This is a genomic window from Leptospira neocaledonica, assembly GCF_002812205.1.
Classification (GTDB): Bacteria; Spirochaetota; Leptospiria; order Leptospirales; family Leptospiraceae; genus Leptospira_B; species Leptospira_B neocaledonica.
This window is the reverse complement of sequence record NZ_NPEA01000002.1, coordinates 89921-112396: the sequence shown is the minus strand read 5'-3', so window position 1 is coordinate 112396 and position 22476 is coordinate 89921. Positions and strand designations below refer to the sequence as shown.

Genomic DNA, 22476 nt, shown 5'->3' with positions numbered 1-22476 from the left:
ACTTCGGGAATTCTCCCGTCGGAAAAGAAAAGACTCCGCCATGGATTCGGTTCCTAAATTACTAAGAACCTCGATTAGGCGGTTGTCTTTTCTCTTTCCGGAATCGCTCAGACGAAAACTTTTATTCGATGTTCTGGCTCCGTATAGGGAAAAAGAGCTCCCTCTATTGGGAAGATCCGCTTTCCAAACCGGTCAGTATTGTGAATTACAATTTTGGAAATTTCTAAAAGAGCCTCATTCTGAATTTGATATTTCTAACCAGTTCATATCCCCCAAACAAAAATCCTTACTCAAAGATATCGCAGGCAATCTTTTTCCGGATGCTAAACATGCAGGATACAGGGATGCGAAAACCAGATCTTATTTAGATTCAAAACAGCCCATTAAAGGTGCTTGCGTTCGGACAAAATTTTTCGACACAAGAGCTGACTTTCTCATTCCCTGGGAAGAAGGTTGGCAGGTCATTCTTATCAAAGCATCTTCCTCCGCTAAAAGAACACATATTTCAGAACTTTCATTTATCAGAATGGTTTTGGAAGAAGCAGGATATAAGGTAAATTCTACCCAAGTCTGGACAATCAGTTCAGAGTATTCATATACCGGAGCGGAAATAGATCCGAATCGACTATTTCACAAAAAGGATTGTAGCAAGGAAACTTTGGCGAATCTGGAACAAACCAAAGAAAAAGCATACAAACTTTTAGAAATATTAGAAAAGGATAAAATTCCTTCAATTACATCCTCAAAACATTGTGATCATCCTAGGAATTGTATCCATCCGGAATCCTGTTATTCGGATTCTCCTCCGGGAGACCTATTCACTCTACGAGAAGGAAAAGATCTTACTCTTACTCTTTGGAACCAAGGGATTCGAAATCTCTCCGAAATAGAGCCTGATTCCGAATTCACTCATCGCCAAAAGATACAAGTAGAAGCGATAAAATCAGGAAAGGAATATTTAAATAAAGACTCACTCCTGTCCTATCTAAATCACTTAAAATTTCCTTTATACTGTTTGGATTTTGAAACGATTAATCCTCCGGTACCAGTATACAAAGATACACATCCTTTCCAACATGTACCATTTTTATATTCTTTGCACGTTATTCGAAAAGACCTGAAAGAAAAACCGGAAGAATATACTTACCTGGATGATCATGATAAGGATCCAAGACTTGGAATCTTGGAATCACTATCTTCCCAGATCAAACCAGGAGGAACAATCCTCGCATTCAACGATAGTTTTGAAAAACGTTGTCTGAAAGAATCCGTCCAAGCTTATCCGAAATATAAAGAATGGTTCCAATCCATAGAACCTGATTTTTCTGATCTAGCAAAACCGTTTTGGGATTACGATTATTATCATCCTGCTCAAGAAGGGACTACTTCTTTAAAGGTTGTCCTTCCCGTTTTGACAGGCGCAAATTACAAAGAACTCACAATCAATGCGGGTCATATCGCTAACTCCGAATTTTTGCGAATCAAAACGGAGAATGTTTCGGACCAGGAAAGGGAAAGAGTTGAGTCCGACCTGATCGCTTATTGCAAGATGGATACCTTTGCTTTAATTCTAATCCTTAGGGCCTTAGCGCAGAAGTTAAACTGGCCCGAAAAATTATAAGAAATCCTTCCGGATCGATTCTTATGTAGGAATTCCAACCAAAATCGGACTTGTCGGGAGGGGTCCAGCGATTTCCCTATCCTTAGAATGGCGGCTCAAAAGAACATAAAGAAAATCGTATTAGCATATTCCGGCGGATTGGATACATCCGTAATTCTAACCTGGCTAAAAGAAACCTACGGTTGTGAAGTGGTAGCATTTACCGCAGACGTGGGTCAAAAAGAAGAGCTCACAGGTTTAGAAGAAAAAGGGATTAAAACCGGAGCCTCCAAAGTTTATATAGAAGATCTTCGTTTAGAATTCGCAAGAGACTTTATCTATCCTGCCATCCAAGGAAACGCGATCTACGAGATGAGATACTTGCTAGGAACTTCCTTAGCACGTCCATTGATCGCAAAAGCAATGGTAGAAGTTGGCAAAAAAGAAGGAGCAGATGCATTCGCTCATGGTGCTACTGGAAAAGGAAATGACCAAGTTCGTTTCGAGTTAGCGTTCAAATCATTGGCGCCTGAAAAAGAAATTATAGCTCCTTGGAGGACCTGGTCCTTCGGAGGAAGAGCCGACCTGATAGAATATGCAAAATCAAAAGGTATCCCTGTTCCTGTCACGGCTTCTAAACCTTATTCGATGGACAGGAACCTGATGCATATCTCTTACGAAGGAGGAATATTAGAAGATCCTTATAGAGAACCGAACGAGGATATGTTCCTTCTTACAGTTTCTCCGGAGAAGGCACCGGATTCTCCTGAATACGTGGAACTCGATTTCGTAGAGGGAAATTGTGTCGCGGTAAACGGCAAAAAAATGGATCCTTACCAAGTAGTTGATACTCTAAATACGATCGGCGGAAAACACGGAATCGGAAGAGTGGACATCGTAGAAAATAGACTCGTAGGAATTAAATCCAGAGGAGTATACGAAACTCCTGGCGGAACTATTCTATTCCATGCGCATAGAGACTTGGAATCGATCACGATAGACAGAGACACACAACATCATAAAGATAAATTATCCGCAGAGTTTGCAGAGCTAATCTATAACGGGCATTGGTTCTCATCCAGAATGGCTGCAGTTAGAGCATTCATCTCCGAAACCCAAAGATTCGTTACCGGAACTGTGAAAGTAAAACTATATAAAGGAAACTGCATTATTGTAGGAAGAAAATCCTCGGTTTCACTTTACAATCCGGAGATGGCGACTTTCGAAAAAGAAGAGCTATACAACCAAAAAGATGCCGAAGGTTTTATCAACCTATACGGGTTACCTGCAAAAGAAGCTGCAAGGTTGCGTAAAAAATGACAAGAATTGCTGTTTATCCAGGCTCCTTCGATCCTTTAACTAGAGGACATTTAGATATTCTTCATAGATCAGTAGGTCTATTCGATAAAGTGATCGTGGGTGTCGCGGTAAACTCCAATAAAAGTTTTCTTTTTTCCATCGAAGAAAGAATAGAATTTATCAGAGAAGCAACCAAAGGTTGGGACAATCTGGAAATAGACACTTTCGAAGGACTGACAGTGGACTATTGCACCAAAAGAGGAGCTAAAAGTATTATCAGAGGACTCAGAGCGGTCACTGACTTTGATTACGAATATGCAATTTCTCTAATGAACAAAAAGCTTGCTCCGGAAGTGGAGACCATCTTCCTGATGTCCTCCAACGACTATTCATTTGTTTCTTCAACCATCGTAAAAGAAGTGGCAAGGCATGGAAGAGATGTATCCGCTCAGGTACCAGATCACGTTAGCAAAGCATTACTTAAAAAATTATACAACAAGTAACTAAGGAATAAAAATGGCTAGAACATTTATCATGATCAAACCCGACGGAGTGAAAAACAAACATGTCGGCGATATCCTACAAAGGATCGAAAAAGAAGGATTCAAAATTTTAGGACTAAAATACCTTAAACTTTCCCTGGAAGACGCAAAACAATTCTATAAAGTGCATTCAGCTCGTCCCTTCTATAACGATCTTTGCAGCTATATGTCTTCCGGACCGATTGTTGCAGCTGCTTTGGAAAGAGACAATGCGGTTCAACATTGGAGAGACGTGATCGGAGCTACAGATCCTAAAGAAGCTGCAGCAGGCACAATCAGAGCTCTATTTGCGGAAAGCAAAGAAGCAAATGCAGTGCATGGTTCGGACTCAGATGACAATGCTGCATTAGAGATCAGCTTCTTCTTCAAAGGAAACGAACTGTTCTAATAGAACCGATCTTTTCTTTTATAGACCCGGTGTCCCTAAAAAGACCACCGGGTTTTTTATTATTATCTTCTAATATACAACAACCTAACATTTGTTTTATATAAAGATGTTCTTATGACCGACGTTCTTGTCGGAGAAAAAAATCCGGATTATAACGAATTTTTCTTGTACTTTTTGGAAATATCTTTCTCTATTTTTCCTACGTAGGCGAAATAAAACCACCGTTTCGACCGAAGCTAATAGTATGAACGCAGTCACCAAAGAGCAAATCATCAAGCACAGCCGTATCATAGAAAAATACCGGGCAAAGGACACTTTGTTCGACGGCGCCCCGGATTGGATGGACGATGTTTTGGAAGTGATTTACTCCCAAGACGATTTTATCGCGGAAAAGCCCGATATAGATCTGGATATAGAGTAATCTTATTCTTCGTCTAAAATTTGAAAGTTCTTATTGTCCGCATTGCGGACTCTTAAGCCGGGGCAATAGCTCCGGTCTCTCTTAAAATTTTCATTATCTCGGGTTTACAACTTCCACAACCGGTTCCTGCCCCAGTCTTTTCTGAAATAGTCTTAAGATCACAAACTCCATTACGGATCTCTTCTTCTATATTACCTTTTCCTACACCATTACAAGAACAAACCAATGCGCCTATAGGAGGCTTAAGTGGAGAAGATCCGGTCAATAGTCTATCTCTCTTATCTCCCAACTCAATTCCAGAAGAGATCATTGCCTTAAATTCCGAAAATTCAGACTTGTCACCGACCAAGATGGCTCCGACCAAACGATCTCCTTTAATAATACATTTTTTATAGCGACCCTTTCTTTTATCGAAGAACACTATCTCTTCGTATTCAGGGCCTGCCTCGTCCATCGGAACCTCAGGCAATCTCAATGATACCAATTCCAAACCGGGTATTTTTAGAAGATTAGAATGCATGGATCCAGAATATGAACCAATCTTATATCCGTACATATGCCAAGCTGCAAACTCAGCTTGTTCTTCCGTGGCGGCAACCGTTCCATACATTCCTGTAGAATGTTCAGCAACTTCTCCTATCGCATAAATATCAGGATCGCTTGATTGCAAGAAATCGTTCACTAAAATTCCGGACTTACAATTCAACCCTGCTTCTTTTGCTAGCTCCAAATTTGGAACTGTGCCTACTGCGAATACAATTCCATCCGGGCGAATGCTGGAACCGTCTCTAAACTTAACGCTCTCTAATCTTTCTGTTCCATACACTTTAGAAATCTCAGTATCGAATAAGATTTGTATTCCTCTTGATTCTACTTCTTTTCTTAAAATTTCTCCCGAGATCTCGTCCAACTGTTTGGACATCAATCGATCCGTTCTAACTAAGACCGTGACATTTACATGCAAGGATTTTAATGCGGCCGCGAGCTCTAGACCTAATAATCCTCCCCCCACAATCAATGCATGAGTGTTCGGAACAAAAAATCCTTTGATTCGATCCGCATCGTTTTTGGAACGAAGACTGAAGATTCCTAACATCTTCTCCGGAATATATTTAGGGATAGAAGGTCTACTACCTGTTGCAATAATCAGTTTATTATAAGAATATAAATTACCTTGGGAATCTCTGACCTTCTTCCCTTCCGGAAGTACCTCTGAGACAGAGATAGATGACTTTACTTCTATATTCCAAGATTCGATTTCTTCCGGACTGACCGCGGACAATTGGGAGAATTGTTTATCTCCGCTGATTAGATCAGGCAATAGAATACGATTATAGAAGGGATATTCTTCCTTACACAATACAGTGATCTCATCCTCAGGAGAGATGGCTCTAAACTTTCTAAGGAATGCAAGAGTTCCATTTCCTCCGCCGATGATAAGAATTTTTTCCTTTGGTTTTTTATAAGGAAGAACTTCCACTGCGGATATTTTAAAACCTGGTTGTTTGGAAAAGGGATCAAACTTTGAACTAGTCAGATTATTCGCTCTTGCTTCGTCGTTCCCGTTCTTTCTTCCCCAATGCATAGGTAAAAATACAGTACCTTGTCGGATACTTTCCGTGATCGTGGCTCTGACTCGAACACTTCCTCTTTCGTTTTTAACTTCTACGATCTGAGATTCTATAATCTCTCTTTCTTTTGCATCGATCGGATGGATCTCTAGATAAGGTTCTTTTTTATGCTCTTTGAGTTTTCTCACCTTTCCTGTACGGGTCATCGTATGCCATTGGTCTCTGATCCTGCCGGTAGTAAGAATTAAAGGAAAGTTCTCGCTTGTTTTTTCAGAATTATCTTCCGGCTCTACGGAATGTATTTTTGCTCTTCCACCCGGACGATAAAACTTTCCGTCAGAAAATAAACGTGGAGTTCCGATATGATCCTTGGAAGGAAAAGGCCATTGCACGGATCTTCTTTCTTGTAAGATAGAATAATCCAAACCTGCGATATCTAGATTTGTACCTTTGGTAAGTTTACAATGTTCTAGAAAAACTTCTTCTTCATTCTTATAATTGAAAGAAGAACCAAATCCCATTTTCTCCGCAAACTCTGTGAGTATCCAAGTATCTGCCTTTGCGTCTCCTGGTGGATTGAAAATTTTAGGTAGATACGTTATTCTCCTGTCGGAGTTGGTCATGGTACCTTGTTTTTCCGTCCACCCTGCAGCGGGAAGAACATAATGAGCAAATGGAATGGACTCATGACGATTGGAAATATCTTGGACAACTACTAGTTCGGCATTTCTAAGCCCTGCTTCTACCGTTCTTGCATCAGGAAGACTTACAGTTGGATTTGTACAAACAATCCAAATGGCTTTCATCTTCCCGTTTTTGAGATTTTCAAACATCTCGGTGGCAGAATAACCAGGCTTATCCCGAATCGATTCCACACCCCAAAAATCCGCGACTTCCTTTCTATGATTTTCATCTGCTAAATTTCTATGAGCAGGCAAAAGATTACATAGGCCACCTACTTCTCTTCCACCCATAGCATTCGGTTGTCCGGTTAAGGAGAACGGGCCGGATCCAGGTTTACCGATCTTGCCTGTAATCAGATTCAGATTAATTAATGCTAAATTTTTATTTACTCCTACTACACTTTGGTTCAATCCCATTGCCCAAAGAGTTAGAAATCCTTTCGAATTCGAGATTAAACTTGCCGCTTCTCGAATAGATTCTTCCGGAACTCCGCAAGAGTCCGCATATTCTTCCATGCTGATAGAAAATACTTTTTCTTTTAATTCTTCAAAACCTTCAGTATGAGATTTAATAAAATCAGGATCTAAAGAATCAGTCTCGATCAGACTTCTTGCAATTGCATTGAATAATAATATATCCGTTCCGGGTATAATCTGAAGATGTAAGTCTGCATTCTCACAACTTTCCGTTTTTCTAGGATCTACCACGATGATCTTAACATTCGGATCCGAATTTTTTCTAGCTTCTATTCTTCTGAAAAGAATAGGATGGCACCAAGCGGGGTTGGCACCTGCAATCAAAAAACAGTCCGCAATCTCTATATCGTCATAAGAGATAGGAACACTATCCTCGCCCAATGACATTTTATAACCTACAACTGCAGAGCTCATACACAGTCTGGAGTTGGTATCTATATTATTTGTATTTAAAAAACCTTTGGTGAGTTTATTCACCACATAATATTCTTCCGTCAATAATTGTCCGGATACATAAAAGCCGACCGAATCAGGTCCGTATTCTTTGATCAGATTTTTAAAACGAGAAGCTATCTCTACTAACGCAGAATCCCAATCAATTTTTTGCAATTCTCCCGTTTTAGGATTTCTTGCTAGTGGATGCAAAAGCCTATCACTCTTATCCAATACGGTATGATGTAAATTCATCCCCTTGGAACAGAGCATTCCTTTATTTGCAGGATGATCCGGATCCCCTTGGATCGTAAAATTGGTCTCACTCTCCTTTTGGATCAATACTCCGCATCCAACTCCGCAGTAAGAACAGGTACTTCGATATCCGTTTTCTGTGTTCACAACCAGTTTATAGCAATTTTTATGCCAATTCAAAAATTTTATAAACGATTCGTATAAACCTGCACCGTTTCCAAATAAAAAATGAGCTGCTTCAGAAATTACGCATTTTAATTAAGCATCATGTACAATATATGCGTAATTTCTAGCAATTTTGTTCTTTCTATTTAGTCCGCCAGAGCCAAGATTTTTAATACGTGTTCGAAAAAGAAGGGCATAATCTAATTTTTTATATGATTCTATCTTAATATAAGTTTTTTCAAAAATTGTATTCAATAGTTGGCATGACTTTTGCTTAAGGCTGTATGTGAGCATATTGCTCGGTTAACGGAGAGCTTTAAATGAAAAAATTTCGTGAATTCGTATCTATCGGTCACTTTCCATCGCTCGTGAGCTCCTTTCTGTACTTTGACTTCAGCTTCATGGTATGGATGCTGCTTGCTGCTTTAGGCGTTTTTATTTCAGAAGAATTCAAACTAGGCCCTGCTCAAAAGGGTATGTTGGTTTCCGTTCCTCTATTAGGAGGAACATTATTGAGAATCCCTTTAGGGTTACTTTCTGATCGTTATGGATCTAAGATCGTCGGCCTTTGCGGAATGGGTGTGACAATGATCACCCTGTTATTGGGTTGGAAATTTGCGAACACTCTTCCTGAAGTAATTCTTGTTGGATTATTATTGGGAACAGCTGGAGCAAGTTTCGCAGTAGCTCTTCCTTTAGCTAGTAGATGGTATCCTAAAGAATACCAAGGCTTAGTAATGGGTATCGCAGGTGCTGGTAACAGTGGATCTGTGATCGCTACGTTCTTTGCTCCCGATCTTGCAAGAAACTTCGGATGGCATGCTGTTTTCGGTCTTGCTCTTATTCCTTTAGCTTTTGCTTTCGTATTCTTCTTAATCTTTGCGAAAGATTGTCCTGGAACAATTTCCAAAAAACCTTTAAAACAATATTTAGTACCAATCAAATCCAGAGACGCTTTATTCTTCTGTTTGCTATATAGCGTAACGTTCGGCGGATTCGTAGGTATAGCAAGTTTTCTTCCTATCTTCTTCCATGACCAATATGGTGTGGATAAGGTTACTACTGGATTATACACATCTTATTGTATCTTAGGTGCAAGTTTGGTTCGCCCCATAGGCGGATATCTTTCCGATAAATTCGGCGGGGTTACTGTTTTATTAGGAGTATTCGCAGGAGTCGCTTCTTGTCTGATCGCAATCTCTTGGCTCCCCGCAGTAGGAGTTATACTTCCTATCTTCATCACTTTAATGATCTTCTTAGGTTTAGGGAATGGTTCCGTATTCCAACTTGTTCCTCTTAGATTCAGTAAAGAGATCGGGATCATTACAGGATTTATCGGAGCATTCGGAGGTCTGGGAGGATTTTTCGTACCAAATCTATTAGGAAGTTTGAAAGCGATTTCCGGAACCTTCTCCATTGGATTCGTAGTCTTGTCCGTGGTAGTTGCGTTATCCGCCTTCCTTCTATTCATGATGAACACGTATGTTTGGGAAAGAAATAGAAAAAACGAATCCTTAGAGTTGGAGTCGGCTTAAGCCGGCTCCTAAAAGGAAAAGGAGATAGATAAAATGAAACGGAAGTTAGTAATTCTTGGAAATGGAATGGTGGGTCATAGATTCGCCGAAAAAATCGCAGAATATGGTGGAACAGAAAAATTTGAAGTAACTATTTTAGGAGAAGAACCTAGAAGAGCTTATGATCGTGTTCATCTTTCCGAATATTTCACGAATAGATCCGCAGATTCTCTCTATCTTTCTCCTTCCGATTGGTATAGGACCAATGGTATCCGATTATTACTCTCGGAACCTGCGATCTCTGTAGACACAGTTTCCAGAAAGGTAATCACTTCTGCCGGAACTGAATTACCTTTTGATGAGTTAGTTCTTGCTACCGGTTCTTCTGCTTTTGTTCCGAATTTCGAAGGCGTGGATAAACAAGGTGTCTTCGTTTATCGCACGATTGAAGATCTAGAAAAGATCATGTCTTACGCTAAACAAGTTTCCAAAGTAGCAGTACTTGGTGGGGGCTTATTAGGTTTAGAAGCTGCTAAAGCAGTCTTAGACATGGGAAAAGAAAGTCATGTAGTAGAATTCGCTTCTCGTTTAATGCCTAGACAATTAGACGAGGCCGCTTCTTCCGTTCTAAAATCAAAGATCGAATCCTTAGGCGTTCGTATTCATTTAAATAAAGAAACAAAACAAGCATTAGGCGATTCAAGCTTTCAAGGGCTGGATTTCGTAGATGGTTCCGTTTTAGAAGTGGAGATGTTGATTGTCTCCGCAGGTATCCGACCCAGAGATGAACTGGCAAAAAATTCTGGAATAGAGGTCGGACAAAGAGGCGGGATCCTTGTAGATGATGAGTTAAGGACTAATGTTTACGGAGTGTACGCAATCGGAGAAGTTGCCCTCCATAAAGGAATGATCTATGGTCTTGTCGCTCCAGGTTACGAAATGGCGGAAATACTCGCTTATAATCTTTGTAGCCCTGGACAAAAAACAAAGTCTTACGCAGGTTCCGATCTTTCTACAAAATTAAAATTGATCGGAGTAGATGTTGCTTCTTTCGGAGACGCGTTAGGCCAAACGGAACATCTTCCTATCGCTTATACGAATCCTCGCACTGGCGTTTATAAAAAATTAGTACTTTCTGCGGATGGCAAAAAACTGAAAGGGGGAATCCTTGTTGGAGATGCGGATGCATACTCCAATCTTCTTACCCTCTATTTAAATAATGTAGAACTTCCTGACGAACCTGAGTCTTTGATTGTAGGAACTCCATCAGAAGAAGGTTCGGCATTCGGTTCACTTCCAGATGATGCTAAGATCTGTTCTTGCAATAATGTTTCTAAAGGAGATCTTTTAGGTGCGATCCGTTCAGGTGCTTGTTCTGATCTGAAAGGTTTAAAGGAATGTACTAAGTCCGGAACCGGCTGTGGTGGTTGTATTCCTCAGATGAATTCCATCCTGAAAGAGGAACTTCGTGCGCAAGGCAAAGTTGTCACGGAACATGTCTGCGAACATTTTAAATATTCCAGACAAGAATTATTCCAGATCGCAAAAGTTAAAGGGATCCGAAGCTTCGAAGAAATGATCCGCACTCATGGAATGGGGAACGGTTGCGAGGTTTGTAAACCTGCTGTAGCTTCTATCATCGCGAGTATCTATAACGAGCCGATCCAAAAGTATAGAGAGATCCAAGACACCAATGATAAGTATTTAGCTAATATCCAAAGAGGTGGAACTTACTCTGTCGTTCCTCGTATTCCCGGTGGAGAGATCACTCCGGATAAATTAATCGTGATAGGTCAGATTGCGAAGAAGTACGATCTTTACTGCAAGATCACCGGTGGCCAAAGGATAGATTTGTTAGGTGCGAAAATGGAACAACTTCCCGACATCTGGAAAGATCTAGTAGAAGAAGGTTTCGAAAGCGGACATGCTTATGGTAAAGCGATGCGAACCGTAAAAAGTTGCGTGGGTTCTACTTGGTGCAGATACGGAGTGCAAGACAGTACTGCATTCGCAATCCGAATTGAAGAAAGATATAGAGGGATCAGAGCTCCTCATAAATTAAAATCTGCAGTCTCAGGTTGTATCAGAGAATGTGCGGAAGCAAGAGGCAAAGACTTCGGAATTATCGCCACTGAAAAAGGCTGGAACCTTTATGTTGGTGGAAACGGAGGTGTGAATCCTAAACACGCAATCCTTCTCGCTGCTGATTTAGACGAAGAGACCTGCGTTAAATACATTGATAGGTTCATGATGTTCTATATCAGAACAGCGGATAAACTCGTCAGAACTTCTGCATGGTTGGAACAACTGGAAGGCGGGATAGAATATCTGAAAGATGTGATCATCAACGACAGACTTGGTATTAACAAATCCTTGGAAGAAGAGATGAATAATCTTGTCGGGACCTATGTTTGCGAATGGAAAGACGTAGTCGATGATCCGGAAAAACAAAAGAAATATAAACATTTCATAAACAGCGAAGATTCCGATCCTACAGTTCGTTTCATCGAAGAAAGAGGACAAAAACGTCCTGTCGATTGGCCTAAAAAAGAATTGGTTTCGAACTAGGAGATACAAATGAACACAACCGCAAAAGAACCTGTTTGGATACCTGTTAGCACAGTAAGTGAATTTCCGGAAGATGGAGGAGTATGTGCTAAAGTTTACGGAGAACAAATCGCGATCTTTCATTTCAGTTCTAGAAACGAGTGGTTTGCCTGCGAGAACAAATGTCCTCATACGGGGGATATGGTTTTATCGAGAGGAATGATAGGCGATTCTCAAGGAGAACCTAAGGTCGCATGTCCTATGCATAAAAAATCATTCTCTCTTAAAACAGGAGCTTGTATGAGCGGAGAAGAATACTCAATAAAAACGTATCCAGTTCATATCGAGGATGGAACCGTTTATATCGGGATCGAAAGCCCAGGAACTCAGGGTTAAGGTCATGGATTCTTTTACGGGAAAAGTATATTTAGTAGGTGCAGGTCCGGGAAATCCGGACCTTCTCACAGTTCGTGCAGTAAAACTTTTAAGAAAGGCAGATGTTGTTCTTTACGACGATCTTGTATCAGCAGGAGTTTTGAAATATTGTAAAAAGTCCGCGGTCTTGGAATATGTAGGCAAGAGGATCGGACAACATAGTTGTCTCCAAACCGAGATCAATCGAAAATTAGGAGAATATGCTAAACAATATTCTAATATAGTTCGTTTGAAGGGAGGAGATCCTTCTATTTACGGAAGAGCAGGAGAGGAAATAGAACATCTCGCATCCTTAGGAATTGAATGTGAAATTTTAGCAGGAGTGACCACAGCTTCCGGAGCCGCTTCCAGTTTGGGAATTCCACTCACTCATAGAGAATACGCGAGAGAAATACTATTCTTATCCGGCCATAAGAAGACCGGCAAAAATCCGGAAAGTTTTGAAGAACTGAACTTAGAAGGTAAAACAGTTTTGGTTTATATGGGGCTGAACAGTTTGGAAAGTATCAGGGAGAATTTATTGGAATCCGGAAATTCTGGCTCTACTCCTATGGCATTTATAGAAAATGCGACCCTTCCTACCCAGAGGTTAGTTTTAGCAAATCTGGATACCTGTCTGGACAAAGCGGAAGAATTCCAGATCAAAACGCCTGCACTTTTGATCTTCGGGCAAATCGTGAATTTTTATACAGAGCTACAAAGGTTAAAAGAAGAAGGTAGGATCTCCTACTGTTAGGAAATTCTGCTTTTGAAACCGACGTAGGAACTCCTACAAAACGAGATCTTATTCTCGAGCCCGATGTTGGATTTCCTACAAAATGTTTTTACTCCAAACCACAGGTAAACTACTCGCAGTTTTCCTGTGCAGAATTATATTGATTCCTGCGGATTCCCGCTAAGAGGAAGCATGAACGATATAACCGGAAAGAAAACAACGCTTAGAACTGCTCAAGCGGAAGGTTTTGTATTCTGCAAACCGGAAACCATAATTAGGATCAAAGAAAACACTCTTCCTAAGGGGGATCTTTTCGGAGTCGCAAAGGCAGCTGCACTTCTTGGCTCCAAAAAAACTTCTGAACTTATCCCTCACTGTCATCCTGTTTCCATTGATTCTTTCCAAATCGAATTCGAAGTTCTTTCCGACAAAAACGCTGTCCGGATCTTGACCACTGCAAAATCTATCGGAAAAACAGGGATAGAAATGGAGGCTCTGACGGGCGTCAGCGTAGCTTCATTAGTGATTTATGATTTACTAAAACCTATAGACAAAGAATTGGAAATTTCCTCTATTCGCCTTTTAGAAAAGAAGGGAGGAAAAACGGATGCACAGATCACCAAATTTGCTGCAGGTTCGAAGGCGGGAATTTTAGTTTGTTCCGATTCTACGTTCCAAGGCAAACGAGAAGACGGATCTGGAAAGGCTATCTTAAATTTATTAAAAGAACATGATGTAGAAACTATTAAATCGGAAATTCTTCCGGACGAGCCGGAACAAATCCGAAATACAATATTAGAATGGTCTAAACTAGGATTAGACCTGATCGTCACTACAGGTGGAACAGGACTCGGACCTAGAGACAATACTCCGGAAGCAATCAAAGAAATATTGGAACAAGAAATCCCAGGTATCGCAGAGGCAATGAGATCCTTCGGCCAAGATCGAACCCCTTTTGCGATGTTATCCAGATCTATTGCAGGTAGGATAGGCAAAACATTAGTGGTGTCAGTTCCAGGAAGTACGAACGGTGCCACGGAAAGTTTACAAGCCATTCTTCCTGCGGTATTCCATGCAAAAAAAATGATGAGAGGAGAAGGGCATTGATCTCTGTCCAAGAGGCGCTAACACTCATAGAATCTTCTGCGAGTGTTACTTCTTCCGAAAATACAAACTTGGAACATTCTCTTGGTAAAATACTAAGAGAAAAAATCTGCGCTGATCGAGATTATCCCCCTTTTCATAGGGCAACTATGGATGGATTTGCCTTGAAGTCCGAAGGTTTTTCAGAAGATCGCATCTATTCTTATACAAGAGAATTACATGCAGGAGAATCTTTCCTATTGGAAAGGGGAGAAGAAGCCATTCGTATCATGACCGGTGCCCCTGTCCCGGAAGGTTTCGACCTTGTTATCAAGATAGAAGATTCCGAAGATTTAGGAATTTCTAATGGAAAGAAGCAGGTTCGCTTTCGCACGGAAAAATCCAGCTCCTTCTCCAATATAGCAATCCAAGGAGAAGATCTAAAACAAGATCAGGAAATTTTAAAGGAAGGGACTTTAATCAACGCCTCCGTTCTTTCCTTACTTTCTTCTTTGGGAAAATATTCCATCCAGACTTCCAAACTTCCAAGAGTAAGAGTGATCTCGACTGGAAATGAAATTGTTGGTCCGGGTGAAATCCCTAAACCTTGGCAGATCAGAGATTCCAATTCTTATTCTATCCGATCTTTATTACAAAAATACGGTATAGTCCCTTTATCTATTACGAGAGCCGGAGATGATTCGGTCCTTCTGGAAAAAGCAGTGCAAGAAGGTTTGGATTCGGATCTTCTCATTCTTTCCGGCGGAGTTTCTATGGGAAACTTAGACCTTGTTCCTAAAATTCTGGAAACTTCGGGAGTGGAGAAGATCTTTCATAAGGTGAGGATCAAACCTGGAAAACCGATTTGGTTCGGTAAGAAGGAAAACCAGGCAGTCTTTGGTCTACCGGGAAATCCTTTCAGCGTTCAAGTTTGTTTTAGGATCTTTGTGGAAGCATATCTAAGAAAGTTTTTAGGACTTTCTCCAGAGAAACCGATCTACTTGCCTTTTGACGGAGAAAGAAAAAAGAAAAACAAACTGACCGAGTTCTTCCCAGTTTCTTATGAGACCAAAGGCCAAACCTTTTTAAAGGAAAAGAAGTTTAACGGAAGTGGGGATATTCGAGCAGGAATTTTTTCGGATGGTCTAGGAGTCCAATTTTCGGAAACGGAAAATCTGAAAGAAGGCGATTTGTTGGAATTCCATCCATGGGCTTAATCCAGATTGACTTAGGGCGCCTAGTCGGTTGAAGTAAGATTTATACTATCTCAAAAACGTTTTGTAGGAATTCCTACATCCGATATTTGGGCACATATTCGAAAATATAAAAATATTTCGCCGGAGGTCGGTATGAGCTCGAAGAAAAAAATCGCTGTTGCTAAGGGAGATGGGATCGGTCCGGAAATTATGGACGCCACTCTTAGAATCTTAGAAGCGGCAGGTGCGAGCATTGAACCGGTCTTTATAGATATCGGAGAACAGGTTTATAAAAAAGGTCATAGCGCAGGAATAGAACCTGCGTCTTGGGATATTCTTCGCGACACAAAAGTATTTTTTAAAGCCCCAATCACAACTCCCCAAGGAGGCGGTTACAAAAGTTTAAACGTAACCGTTCGAACCACTTTAGGGTTATTCGCTAACGTTAGACCTTGTATCTCTCTTTATCCTTACGTAGACACAAAACATCCGAAGTTAGACGTGGTTATCGTAAGAGAAAATGAAGAGGATCTTTACACAGGAATAGAACATAAACAAACTTCGGACACTGTCCAATGTTTAAAATTGATCTCAAGACCTGGGTCCGAAAAAATCATCCGTTATGCATTCGAGTACGCAAAGGCTTATGGCAGAAAAAAAGTAACCGCAATGGTAAAGGATAATATCATGAAACAATCTGACGGATTATTTCATGATGTGTTCAAAGAAATTGCAAAAGAATATCCGGATTTAGAAGCGGCAAGCGAAATCATCGATATAGGTGCGGCCCACTTAGCTGAAAGACCTCAGGCCTACGATGTAGTCGTCACATTGAATTTATATGGAGATATTATTTCGGATATAGTCGCTCAAGTTGCAGGTTCAGTCGGTATGGCAGGATCTGCAAATATAGGAGAAGTTGTCTCTATGTTCGAAGCGATTCACGGCTCTGCACCGGACATCGCAGGAAAAAATATAGCAAACCCAAGCGGGCTTATCAACGCGGCAGTTATGATGCTCGTCCATTTAGGGCAACCTGATATCGCCGCCAAGATCCAAAACGCTTGGTTACTTACTATCGAAGAAGGAATTCATACAGGCGATATTTACAAAGCAGGTGTAAGCCGAATTAAAGTAGGAACAAAAGAATTCGGAGAAGCGGTCATCGGAAATCTAGGACATCTACCTGAAAAATTTAAGCCTATCTCTTTTGGAAAAGCAAAAGCCATCCATATTCCTGAATATAAAAGAAAGGCCCTAGAAAAAGAATTAGTAGGTGTGGATGTATTCTTAGATTGGGCCCCTGGAACTTCGGAAGAGCTTGCTAAAAAACTAAGTGCCGTCTCAGGAGATCTGAAACTTAGAATGATCACTAATAGAGGGGTAAAAGTTTATCCGAATGGTGCTCCTGAAACTTTTTTAACGGATCATTGGAGATGCAGATTCGTAAATCCTGAAACTCCTGATACAGAATCAGGAGACGGCTTTCTTAAAATCCAGCCGGAACAAATTGCAAAATTATTACTTAGAATTTCAGAAGCCGGATTAGACAGTATCCAAACGGATAATTTGTATAAATTCCAGGGAAAAAGAGCGTTTTCCTTAGGCGGAGGAGAATAATTAAAATTGGTTCGTTAGGATTTTTTTAAACGAATCCAAGGATACTGGTTTAATTATATAATCTTTTACTAATGGGATTTCTTTAGCTCTTCTTAGATCCGAATCATCTACGGAAGAGCTGACCATATAGATTTCAGGTTTTTTACTGAGAGAGTTTACAAAATTTGCATACTCATCCAGAAATTGCCAACCATCCATAAAAGGCATATTAATATCTAAAAATATAAAATCGGGAATGATATCCGGCTCGCTTTGATGTTCTTTCAAAAAGCTGATAGCACCTTCTCCGTCCGGAAATACTTTTAAACTTTCAACAGCACCCGTTTTTTCAATGGTTCTTTTAGCAATCTCTACGAAAATCGCATCGTCATCTACGAGTAAAAGTTTCTGTTTTTTAGATAGTGAATTCATTTGCTTTAGAAAGATGAATTATAAATTTCGTGCCTTGTCCAGGACTACTTTCCACATGGATTTCTCCACCCAGGGACTCGATCTGGTTTTTGGTCATAAACAAACCCAAACCTCTTCCGTCCGTGTTTCGGTGAAATCTTTTGTGTAATTTAAAAATCTGGTCCCCATGTTTATTTAAGTCAATTCCTAAACCGTTATCCTGCGCTTCTAATATATGATTTCCGTGAGACCAAAATGTCTTAAACCGGATCACTGGATGAGGGGATTCACATCTATATTTCAAAGAATTGGAAAGTAAGTTTAAGAATATACTCTCCAGATAGACCGGAGGGTAGACGATAGAAGGAGATTCCGAAAAATCCGTGATGATTTCAGCCTCACATTCTAATATTTGGCCTAAAAACATGGCCTTTACTCTGGAAAATACGGACTCAAACGAGATTTCTTCGGAGACAACCTTCGGGCTTTGCCGTATTTTAATAACTTCTACGATTTCGTTTAATGTAGTAAGTAATTGGTCAGAGGTGGTCTTGAGATAGTCCATATATTCGACCTTCTCTTCTTCCGTTTCCGCCTCTTCTAAAAACTTTACAAGCGTAGAGATATTCCCGATCGGGGATCTCATATTATGGGACACAATCTGGTTGAATTCTTCTAATTGAGAGATCCTTTCCTTTAAGTGATTACCGACCGATCTGAGTCTTGCATTTTTTTCTCTCAGAATATTTTCTAAGATCCTTTTACGGGAAATATCCTGGATCTGAGAAACAATAAACATCAGTTCACCTGAGTCTTTTCTGACTGCGACCCCAGTGATAAACACCCAGACTATATGCCCTTTTTTGTGGATATATCTCTTTGCGAATTGAGCGCTATCTCGTTCTCCGTCGATTATTTTACGAAAGGCTTCCGCGCCTACGTTTAGATCTTCAGGATAAGTAACGTCTTGGAAAGATTTGAAAAGAAGTTCGTCAGGTTCATATCCTATCATCTTAGCAAAGGACTGGTTCAGTTCCAAAAAGTGTCCGTTTTTATCTAACAGAATAATTCCGTTACCAGAACTATGGAATGCTTCGGAAAATTTTTTCTCACTTAAACGAATCTCTTCTTCCACCAATTTAGAAAGAGTAATATCCTGCATCGCGCCGTATACTCCAACGATCCTTCCATCAGAATAAGCAGGTTTACCTTGGGTGCGCACCCAAATCACTCTTCCTGTTTCTGTGATCATCCTATGTTCCACAGAGTAAGTCTCACCTTTTTGATAGACTCTTAAATTATACTCTCTTAATTTTTCTAAGTCTTCCGGGTAAGAATATTTATGATATACAGTATCTCTATCTATTCCTAGAGAAGGATCTCTTTCCAGGATCCTGAAAATTTCAGAAGACCAATACAAACTGCCGGTCTCAATATTGGATTCCCAAGCTCCTACTTTTGCGAGCTCAGCCATGATAGAGGAAAATTTTTTTTCCTGCTGCAAACTCTCCGTTAGTCGCACTTGGTCGGTAACATCTCTAGAAGTTGTATTTAAATAAGTGACCTTACCTTCTTTATTTGTAATAGGTTGAGTCAAGGTTTCGAACCAAATATAGTCTCCATCCTTCTTTAAAAAGCGATACTGTGTTGCGACTGTAGGTCTTCCTTCTTTTGCAGGATTATGAGAATCTACAAGAATACGGTCTCTGTCATCGGGATGGATAAAATCGTACGGATTACGACCCAATAATTCCTTCGGTTTAAAACCGGTTAGAGTCTCGATGATAGGATTTACATAAAGATAGATCCCTTCCGGATCATGCAGACAAATCAGTTCCCGACTGGTTTCGATTAAGATCTGGTACAAATCTTGGTTTTGATCCAATTTGATTTTTTCCTGACCCAGTCTTTCTTCCATAAAATGCAAGAACTTGCTCTATTAACTGATACATATAAAGACGACTTAGACGAGTACATTGCGAATAAAAAAGGTCCGAAAATCCCAAAATGTAAGGATTTTATTTCCGCAAAATAAACGGCTCTAAAGATTTCAAATTTTACTCGGAACCAAACATTTCGTTTTAGAACGAGTGATCTGCTTTTGAGGATTCGGTTCCTAAGAAGGAACCTTTTTTCGCGTGGGTTTCATCTCTTTTAGAAAGATTAAAAAGAGGAAAAGAAAATTAGAAAAACGTAATTCGATTATGGGAGAAGTTTTTCGATCCGGTTAAAACCGAAAAACTTCGGACGGTTTATTCCCCGTCGTCTCCAATCGCTTCCACAGGACAGATTTCCTTAGCCTTGCGTGCGGCAATCGCTTCTTCCGGATTGGCAGGCTGTCTATGAAAATATACCTTAGACTCATCGTCGGTATATTTCAAAAGTTGAGGAGCCTCTTCCAAGCAGTCATTACAAGGAACACAGCTATTATCAACATAGAATTTTCCCGAAACATTTTCCGGAACTTTGTCATTCTTATCTGCCATGAATACTAAGGATTATCGAACGTTTGGAACGTCAAGTTGGTTTTCTACATAGAAGCGGGTAGGATAGGATTGACAAGTCCAAGAATCAAAGGAAAACACTGCAATGGCGTCAGCCCCACAGTTTTCCCGTAGAACATTCTTGAGACTAGGACTCGCCGGGTCAGGAGCTCTAGTACTTGGGGGATCCATTTGTATCTTAAATAGATCTTCCAGACAATTACCTAAAGTATTATTCTTCTCCGAATCCGAACTTGAGACTCTAGCCGCCTTATCGGAAGCTATCTTACCTGAAGCTACTAGCGCTCCAACATACAAAGAAGCTAAAGTACTAGAAAGATTGGATGAGGAATTTTATTTCGTAGATCCATTCTTATCCGACGATTTCAAAACTTTAATATTGGTTTTAGAATATCTTCCCTTATTCCATTGGAAGTTTTCCAGATTCTCCAAACTTTCTTTGGAATCCAGAAGAAAGTTCTTATCGGAATTGAATCAATCCGACTCAGAGACTGTAAGAGCCGTTTGGGCCAATTTAAGAATGCCTATTTTTTTAATGTACTACGGACACGAGTCTACATTCAAAGCGATTTCGTATGACGGACCTTTCTTAAATCCTCCCGAAAAATTAAGTGAATCCAGGATCTATTATCGCAAACTAGTAGGAGGTTCCGATGTCGGGTAAAATTTACGAATGGAAAAATTTGGGCGAATCCAAAGAGATCCGGACAGAAGTTTTAGTAATCGGAACCGGTTGTGGAGGTGCTACCGTCGCTTATGAACTAGCAAAGGCGGGGAAGAAGGTAACCTTAATCGAAGAAGGGGGTTACTATCATACCGGATCATTCGATAATCATGAATTGAATATGGCGGGTAAAGTTTCCGCAGAAAGAAATATGGCCACCACTGCGGATGGAACAGTAAATATAGTTTATGGAAAAAACGTAGGTGGCGCTTCCGTTCATTATTGGGCGGACAGTTATAGGACACCTAAAGACAGATTAGAACTTTGGAAGGATAAATTCGGTGTTTTAGGTCATGGCGCAGAAGATCTGGAACCCTTCTGGAAAGAGTTAGACGACACACTAAACGTACATCCTGCGAAAGAAGAAAATTATAATAGAATGAACCAGTTGGTTCGTAAAGCTTCCAAAGAATTAGGATGGGAAGGCAACCCGGTTCCTCAAGCAAGAAAGAACTGTCAAAAATCCGGACATTGTATGCAAGGCTGTATGTTCGGAGCAAAACAAAGTCAACTAATCACGCATATTCCCATGGCAATGGCTTTGGGCGCTGATCTTTATGCAGACACTAAGGCATTAGAATTGGAATTTGAAGGAGACAAGGTAGTCGGATTAGAGGCGGTTGTGATAGACAGACCTTCTCAAAAAGAATCCGAAGTAAAATTGCGTTTTAAAGCGGACACAGTTGTAGTCGCAGCTGGAGGTTTCGGGAGCTCTACCTTTCTTCTTAAAAACGGATTAAAAAGAAAGTTACCCGCTTTAGGAGAATTTTTAGCGATCAATCCATCTCCTTTCGTTCATGCGTTGTATAAAGAACCGATCATCCAATGGAGAAATATTCCTTCTGCATATGGAGTGGAAGAATTTAGATTGGCACGTTATGCGGGAGGCACTTATAGAGAGGGTGGCTATCTCATCATGGCCAATCAATTGCAACCCGGCGCGATTGGTGCCTTGGTACCAGGATTCGGAGCAGAACATTTCGAGATCATGAAAGAGCTTCCTAAACTCGGAGGTACAATAGGTTGGATTGACGATCCGGATACCGAGCTAGGTAGAATAGAAGTTAAGTCCGGCGGAAAAAGAGAAGTCCAATACAGCTTTGGACCACTCACTAAAGAGATACTGAAAGACTGTATTCGCAAACAAGTTACATTGAACTTTAAAGCAGGTGCATACAAGGTCATCCTTCCGGATCTAAAAAGAACCGTCCTAACTAAACCTGAGGAAATTGGTGTTGTTGATTCTCTTCCATTAACACCTGCTTCAATGGCAATGGCCGCTCCTCATCCTGCAGGTGGCTGCAGAATGGGACTGGATCCTAAAACTTCGGTTGTGGATTGGAAACATAAGGTACATGGAATTTCGAATTTATATGTAAGCGATTCCAGTGTATTTCCTACAGCGGTTTCCGTGGACCCGAGCTATACAATTATGGCATTCTCTAAAAGAGCGGCCCAATTTATTGCAGAACAGAAGTCCTGAATTCTATCTCGGTACTTTTGGATCGAATCTCCTTGACCGGACCGCTACTTGGAAAAACATCGTAATCGCAACCAAGAACCGGAGAGGTGTCCGAGCGGTTTATGGTACTTGCTTGGAAAGCAAGCGTAGGGTAACACCTACCGGGGGTTCGAATCCCCCCCTCTCCGCCAGTTCTTGTTTCCAGTGGACCTAATATGGAACCGCTAGGTAAAACATTTCTTTGGATCGGAGCATTCTTCCTGATTATCGGAGCCATAATCGTTTTCGGCTCCAAACTTCCATTTATCTCTTCTCTCGGAAATTTACCCGGGGATTTCAAGATCGAAAGAGAAAATTTCAGATTCTATTTTCCTTTCGCAACTTCTATTCTGATCAGCATTGGACTTTCCCTTCTTCTGTATCTCTGGAACAGATTTATACATTAAGAAAAAC

19 protein-coding genes and 1 tRNA gene are annotated in these 22476 nt (G+C 40.5%); 16 read left to right on the top strand and 4 right to left on the bottom strand.

Translation table 11 applies throughout. The features are described from left to right. Window positions 1-40 precede the first annotated feature (40 nt). From CH365_RS02905 to CH365_RS19935, 5 genes are all read left to right on the top strand, one after another. On the top strand, window positions 41-1621 hold the full coding sequence (locus CH365_RS02905; protein WP_100767113.1) for a DUF2779 domain-containing protein: 1581 nt from the start codon (window positions 41-43) through the stop codon (window positions 1619-1621). Window positions 1622-1708: 87 nt separating this feature from the next. After that, window positions 1709-2920 (top strand): argininosuccinate synthase, encoded by a 1212-nt coding sequence (locus CH365_RS02900; protein ID WP_020769181.1) that lies wholly within the window; start codon window positions 1709-1711, stop codon window positions 2918-2920. Then, window positions 2917-3402, top strand: coding sequence for a pantetheine-phosphate adenylyltransferase (gene coaD, locus CH365_RS02895; RefSeq protein ID WP_100767112.1), 486 nt, complete (start codon window positions 2917-2919; stop codon window positions 3400-3402). The genes CH365_RS02900 and coaD overlap by 4 nt, the downstream gene beginning before the upstream one ends. A 13-nt stretch (window positions 3403-3415) precedes the next feature. Then, window positions 3416-3829, top strand: coding sequence for a nucleoside-diphosphate kinase (locus CH365_RS02890; RefSeq protein ID WP_008593886.1), 414 nt, complete (start codon window positions 3416-3418; stop codon window positions 3827-3829). 244 nt (window positions 3830-4073) lie between these two features. After that, window positions 4074-4250 carry a hypothetical protein gene (locus CH365_RS19935; protein WP_165782564.1) on the top strand — a complete coding sequence of 59 codons (177 nt, stop codon included), beginning with the start codon at window positions 4074-4076 and terminating at the stop codon, window positions 4248-4250. A 52-nt stretch (window positions 4251-4302) separates the two neighbouring features. Here the strand turns inward: CH365_RS19935 and CH365_RS02885 are convergent, their stop codons facing one another. Then, on the bottom strand, window positions 4303-7815 hold the full coding sequence (locus CH365_RS02885) for a nitrate reductase (protein ID WP_100767458.1): 3513 nt from the start codon (window positions 7813-7815) through the stop codon (window positions 4303-4305). A gap of 338 nt (window positions 7816-8153) precedes the next feature. Between CH365_RS02885 and CH365_RS02875 the strand changes: the two genes are divergently transcribed. From CH365_RS02875 to CH365_RS02845, 7 genes are all read left to right on the top strand, one after another. Beyond that, a complete protein-coding gene (locus CH365_RS02875) occupies window positions 8154-9368 on the top strand; it encodes a nitrate/nitrite transporter (RefSeq protein WP_100767110.1) in 1215 nt (404 codons plus the stop codon). Between the two features lie 33 nt (window positions 9369-9401). Further along, a complete protein-coding gene (nirB, locus tag CH365_RS02870) occupies window positions 9402-11915 on the top strand; it encodes a nitrite reductase large subunit NirB (RefSeq protein ID WP_100767109.1) in 2514 nt (837 codons plus the stop codon). 9 nt (window positions 11916-11924) lie between these two features. Continuing rightward, window positions 11925-12290 carry a nitrite reductase small subunit NirD gene (gene nirD / locus CH365_RS02865; protein ID WP_100767108.1) on the top strand — a complete coding sequence of 122 codons (366 nt, stop codon included), beginning with the start codon at window positions 11925-11927 and terminating at the stop codon, window positions 12288-12290. 4 nt (window positions 12291-12294) lie between these two features. Continuing rightward, window positions 12295-13065: a uroporphyrinogen-III C-methyltransferase gene (cobA, locus tag CH365_RS02860; protein WP_100767107.1), complete on the top strand. Its 771-nt coding sequence runs from the start codon at window positions 12295-12297 to the stop codon at window positions 13063-13065. Window positions 13066-13236: 171 nt separating this feature from the next. Next, window positions 13237-14151, top strand: a complete 915-nt coding sequence (moaCB, locus tag CH365_RS02855; RefSeq protein WP_100767106.1) for a bifunctional molybdenum cofactor biosynthesis protein MoaC/MoaB — start codon at window positions 13237-13239, stop codon at window positions 14149-14151. Then, window positions 14148-15344 carry a molybdopterin molybdotransferase MoeA gene (locus tag CH365_RS02850; protein ID WP_100767105.1) on the top strand — a complete coding sequence of 399 codons (1197 nt, stop codon included), beginning with the start codon at window positions 14148-14150 and terminating at the stop codon, window positions 15342-15344. The genes moaCB and CH365_RS02850 overlap by 4 nt, the downstream gene beginning before the upstream one ends. Before the next feature lie 132 nt (window positions 15345-15476). Beyond that, on the top strand, window positions 15477-16943 hold the full coding sequence (locus CH365_RS02845; RefSeq protein ID WP_100767104.1) for an NADP-dependent isocitrate dehydrogenase: 1467 nt from the start codon (window positions 15477-15479) through the stop codon (window positions 16941-16943). On the opposite strand, the gene CH365_RS02840 is transcribed toward CH365_RS02845, so the two are convergent. The 3 genes from CH365_RS02840 to CH365_RS02830 all read right to left on the bottom strand — a co-directional run bounded on the left by CH365_RS02840 (window position 16944) and on the right by CH365_RS02830 (window position 19819). Further along, window positions 16944-17354, bottom strand: coding sequence for a response regulator (locus CH365_RS02840; protein WP_100767103.1), 411 nt, complete (start codon window positions 17352-17354; stop codon window positions 16944-16946). It abuts the gene before it with no gap. Continuing rightward, a complete protein-coding gene (locus CH365_RS02835; protein ID WP_100767102.1) occupies window positions 17338-19251 on the bottom strand; it encodes a PAS domain S-box protein in 1914 nt (637 codons plus the stop codon). The genes CH365_RS02840 and CH365_RS02835 overlap by 17 nt, the downstream gene beginning before the upstream one ends. A gap of 334 nt (window positions 19252-19585) precedes the next feature. Further along, entirely contained in the window at window positions 19586-19819 is a 234-nt protein-coding gene (locus tag CH365_RS02830) for a ferredoxin (protein ID WP_100767101.1), read from the bottom strand. 103 nt (window positions 19820-19922) lie between these two features. On the opposite strand from CH365_RS02830, the gene CH365_RS02825 reads away from it, so the two are divergent. From CH365_RS02825 to CH365_RS02810, 4 genes are all read left to right on the top strand, one after another. Continuing rightward, window positions 19923-20501, top strand: coding sequence for a twin-arginine translocation signal domain-containing protein (locus tag CH365_RS02825; protein ID WP_100767100.1), 579 nt, complete (start codon window positions 19923-19925; stop codon window positions 20499-20501). After that, the gene (locus CH365_RS02820) at window positions 20491-22044 is read left to right on the top strand and encodes an FAD-dependent oxidoreductase (protein WP_100767099.1); all 1554 of its coding nucleotides are present in this window, start codon (window positions 20491-20493) and stop codon (window positions 22042-22044) included. Before CH365_RS02825 ends, CH365_RS02820 begins: the two co-directional genes overlap by 11 nt. Window positions 22045-22124: 80 nt before the next feature. Beyond that, a tRNA-Ser gene (locus CH365_RS02815) sits at window positions 22125-22214 on the top strand. A gap of 24 nt (window positions 22215-22238) precedes the next feature. After that, window positions 22239-22469, top strand: a complete 231-nt coding sequence (locus CH365_RS02810; protein WP_100767098.1) for a DUF2905 domain-containing protein — start codon at window positions 22239-22241, stop codon at window positions 22467-22469. Window positions 22470-22476: the final 7 nt, after the last annotated feature.

What these genes read in the sequence shown, in the direction of transcription:
- CH365_RS02900 (WP_020769181.1), top strand. Translation starts at nt 1,709, where the DNA reads ATGGCGGCTCAAAAGAACATAAAGAAAATCGTATTAGCATATTCCGGC.
- CH365_RS02890 (WP_008593886.1), top strand. Translation starts at nt 3,416, where the DNA reads ATGGCTAGAACATTTATCATGATCAAACCCGACGGAGTGAAAAACAAA.
- cobA (WP_100767107.1), top strand. Translation starts at nt 12,295, where the DNA reads ATGGATTCTTTTACGGGAAAAGTATATTTAGTAGGTGCAGGTCCGGGA.
- CH365_RS02830 (WP_100767101.1), bottom strand. Translation starts at nt 19,819, where the DNA reads ATGGCAGATAAGAATGACAAAGTTCCGGAAAATGTTTCGGGAAAATTC.
- CH365_RS02835 (WP_100767102.1), bottom strand. Translation starts at nt 19,251, where the DNA reads ATGGAAGAAAGACTGGGTCAGGAAAAAATCAAATTGGATCAAAACCAA.
- CH365_RS02820 (WP_100767099.1), top strand. Translation starts at nt 20,491, where the DNA reads ATGTCGGGTAAAATTTACGAATGGAAAAATTTGGGCGAATCCAAAGAG.
- CH365_RS02905 (WP_100767113.1), top strand. Translation starts at nt 41, where the DNA reads ATGGATTCGGTTCCTAAATTACTAAGAACCTCGATTAGGCGGTTGTCT.
- nirD (WP_100767108.1), top strand. Translation starts at nt 11,925, where the DNA reads ATGAACACAACCGCAAAAGAACCTGTTTGGATACCTGTTAGCACAGTA.
- CH365_RS02845 (WP_100767104.1), top strand. Translation starts at nt 15,477, where the DNA reads ATGAGCTCGAAGAAAAAAATCGCTGTTGCTAAGGGAGATGGGATCGGT.
- nirB (WP_100767109.1), top strand. Translation starts at nt 9,402, where the DNA reads ATGAAACGGAAGTTAGTAATTCTTGGAAATGGAATGGTGGGTCATAGA.
- CH365_RS02825 (WP_100767100.1), top strand. Translation starts at nt 19,923, where the DNA reads ATGGCGTCAGCCCCACAGTTTTCCCGTAGAACATTCTTGAGACTAGGA.
- CH365_RS02840 (WP_100767103.1), bottom strand. Translation starts at nt 17,354, where the DNA reads ATGAATTCACTATCTAAAAAACAGAAACTTTTACTCGTAGATGACGAT.
- CH365_RS19935 (WP_165782564.1), top strand. Translation starts at nt 4,074, where the DNA reads ATGAACGCAGTCACCAAAGAGCAAATCATCAAGCACAGCCGTATCATA.
- moaCB (WP_100767106.1), top strand. Translation starts at nt 13,237, where the DNA reads ATGAACGATATAACCGGAAAGAAAACAACGCTTAGAACTGCTCAAGCG.
- CH365_RS02875 (WP_100767110.1), top strand. Translation starts at nt 8,154, where the DNA reads ATGAAAAAATTTCGTGAATTCGTATCTATCGGTCACTTTCCATCGCTC.
- CH365_RS02810 (WP_100767098.1), top strand. Translation starts at nt 22,239, where the DNA reads ATGGAACCGCTAGGTAAAACATTTCTTTGGATCGGAGCATTCTTCCTG.
- coaD (WP_100767112.1), top strand. Translation starts at nt 2,917, where the DNA reads ATGACAAGAATTGCTGTTTATCCAGGCTCCTTCGATCCTTTAACTAGA.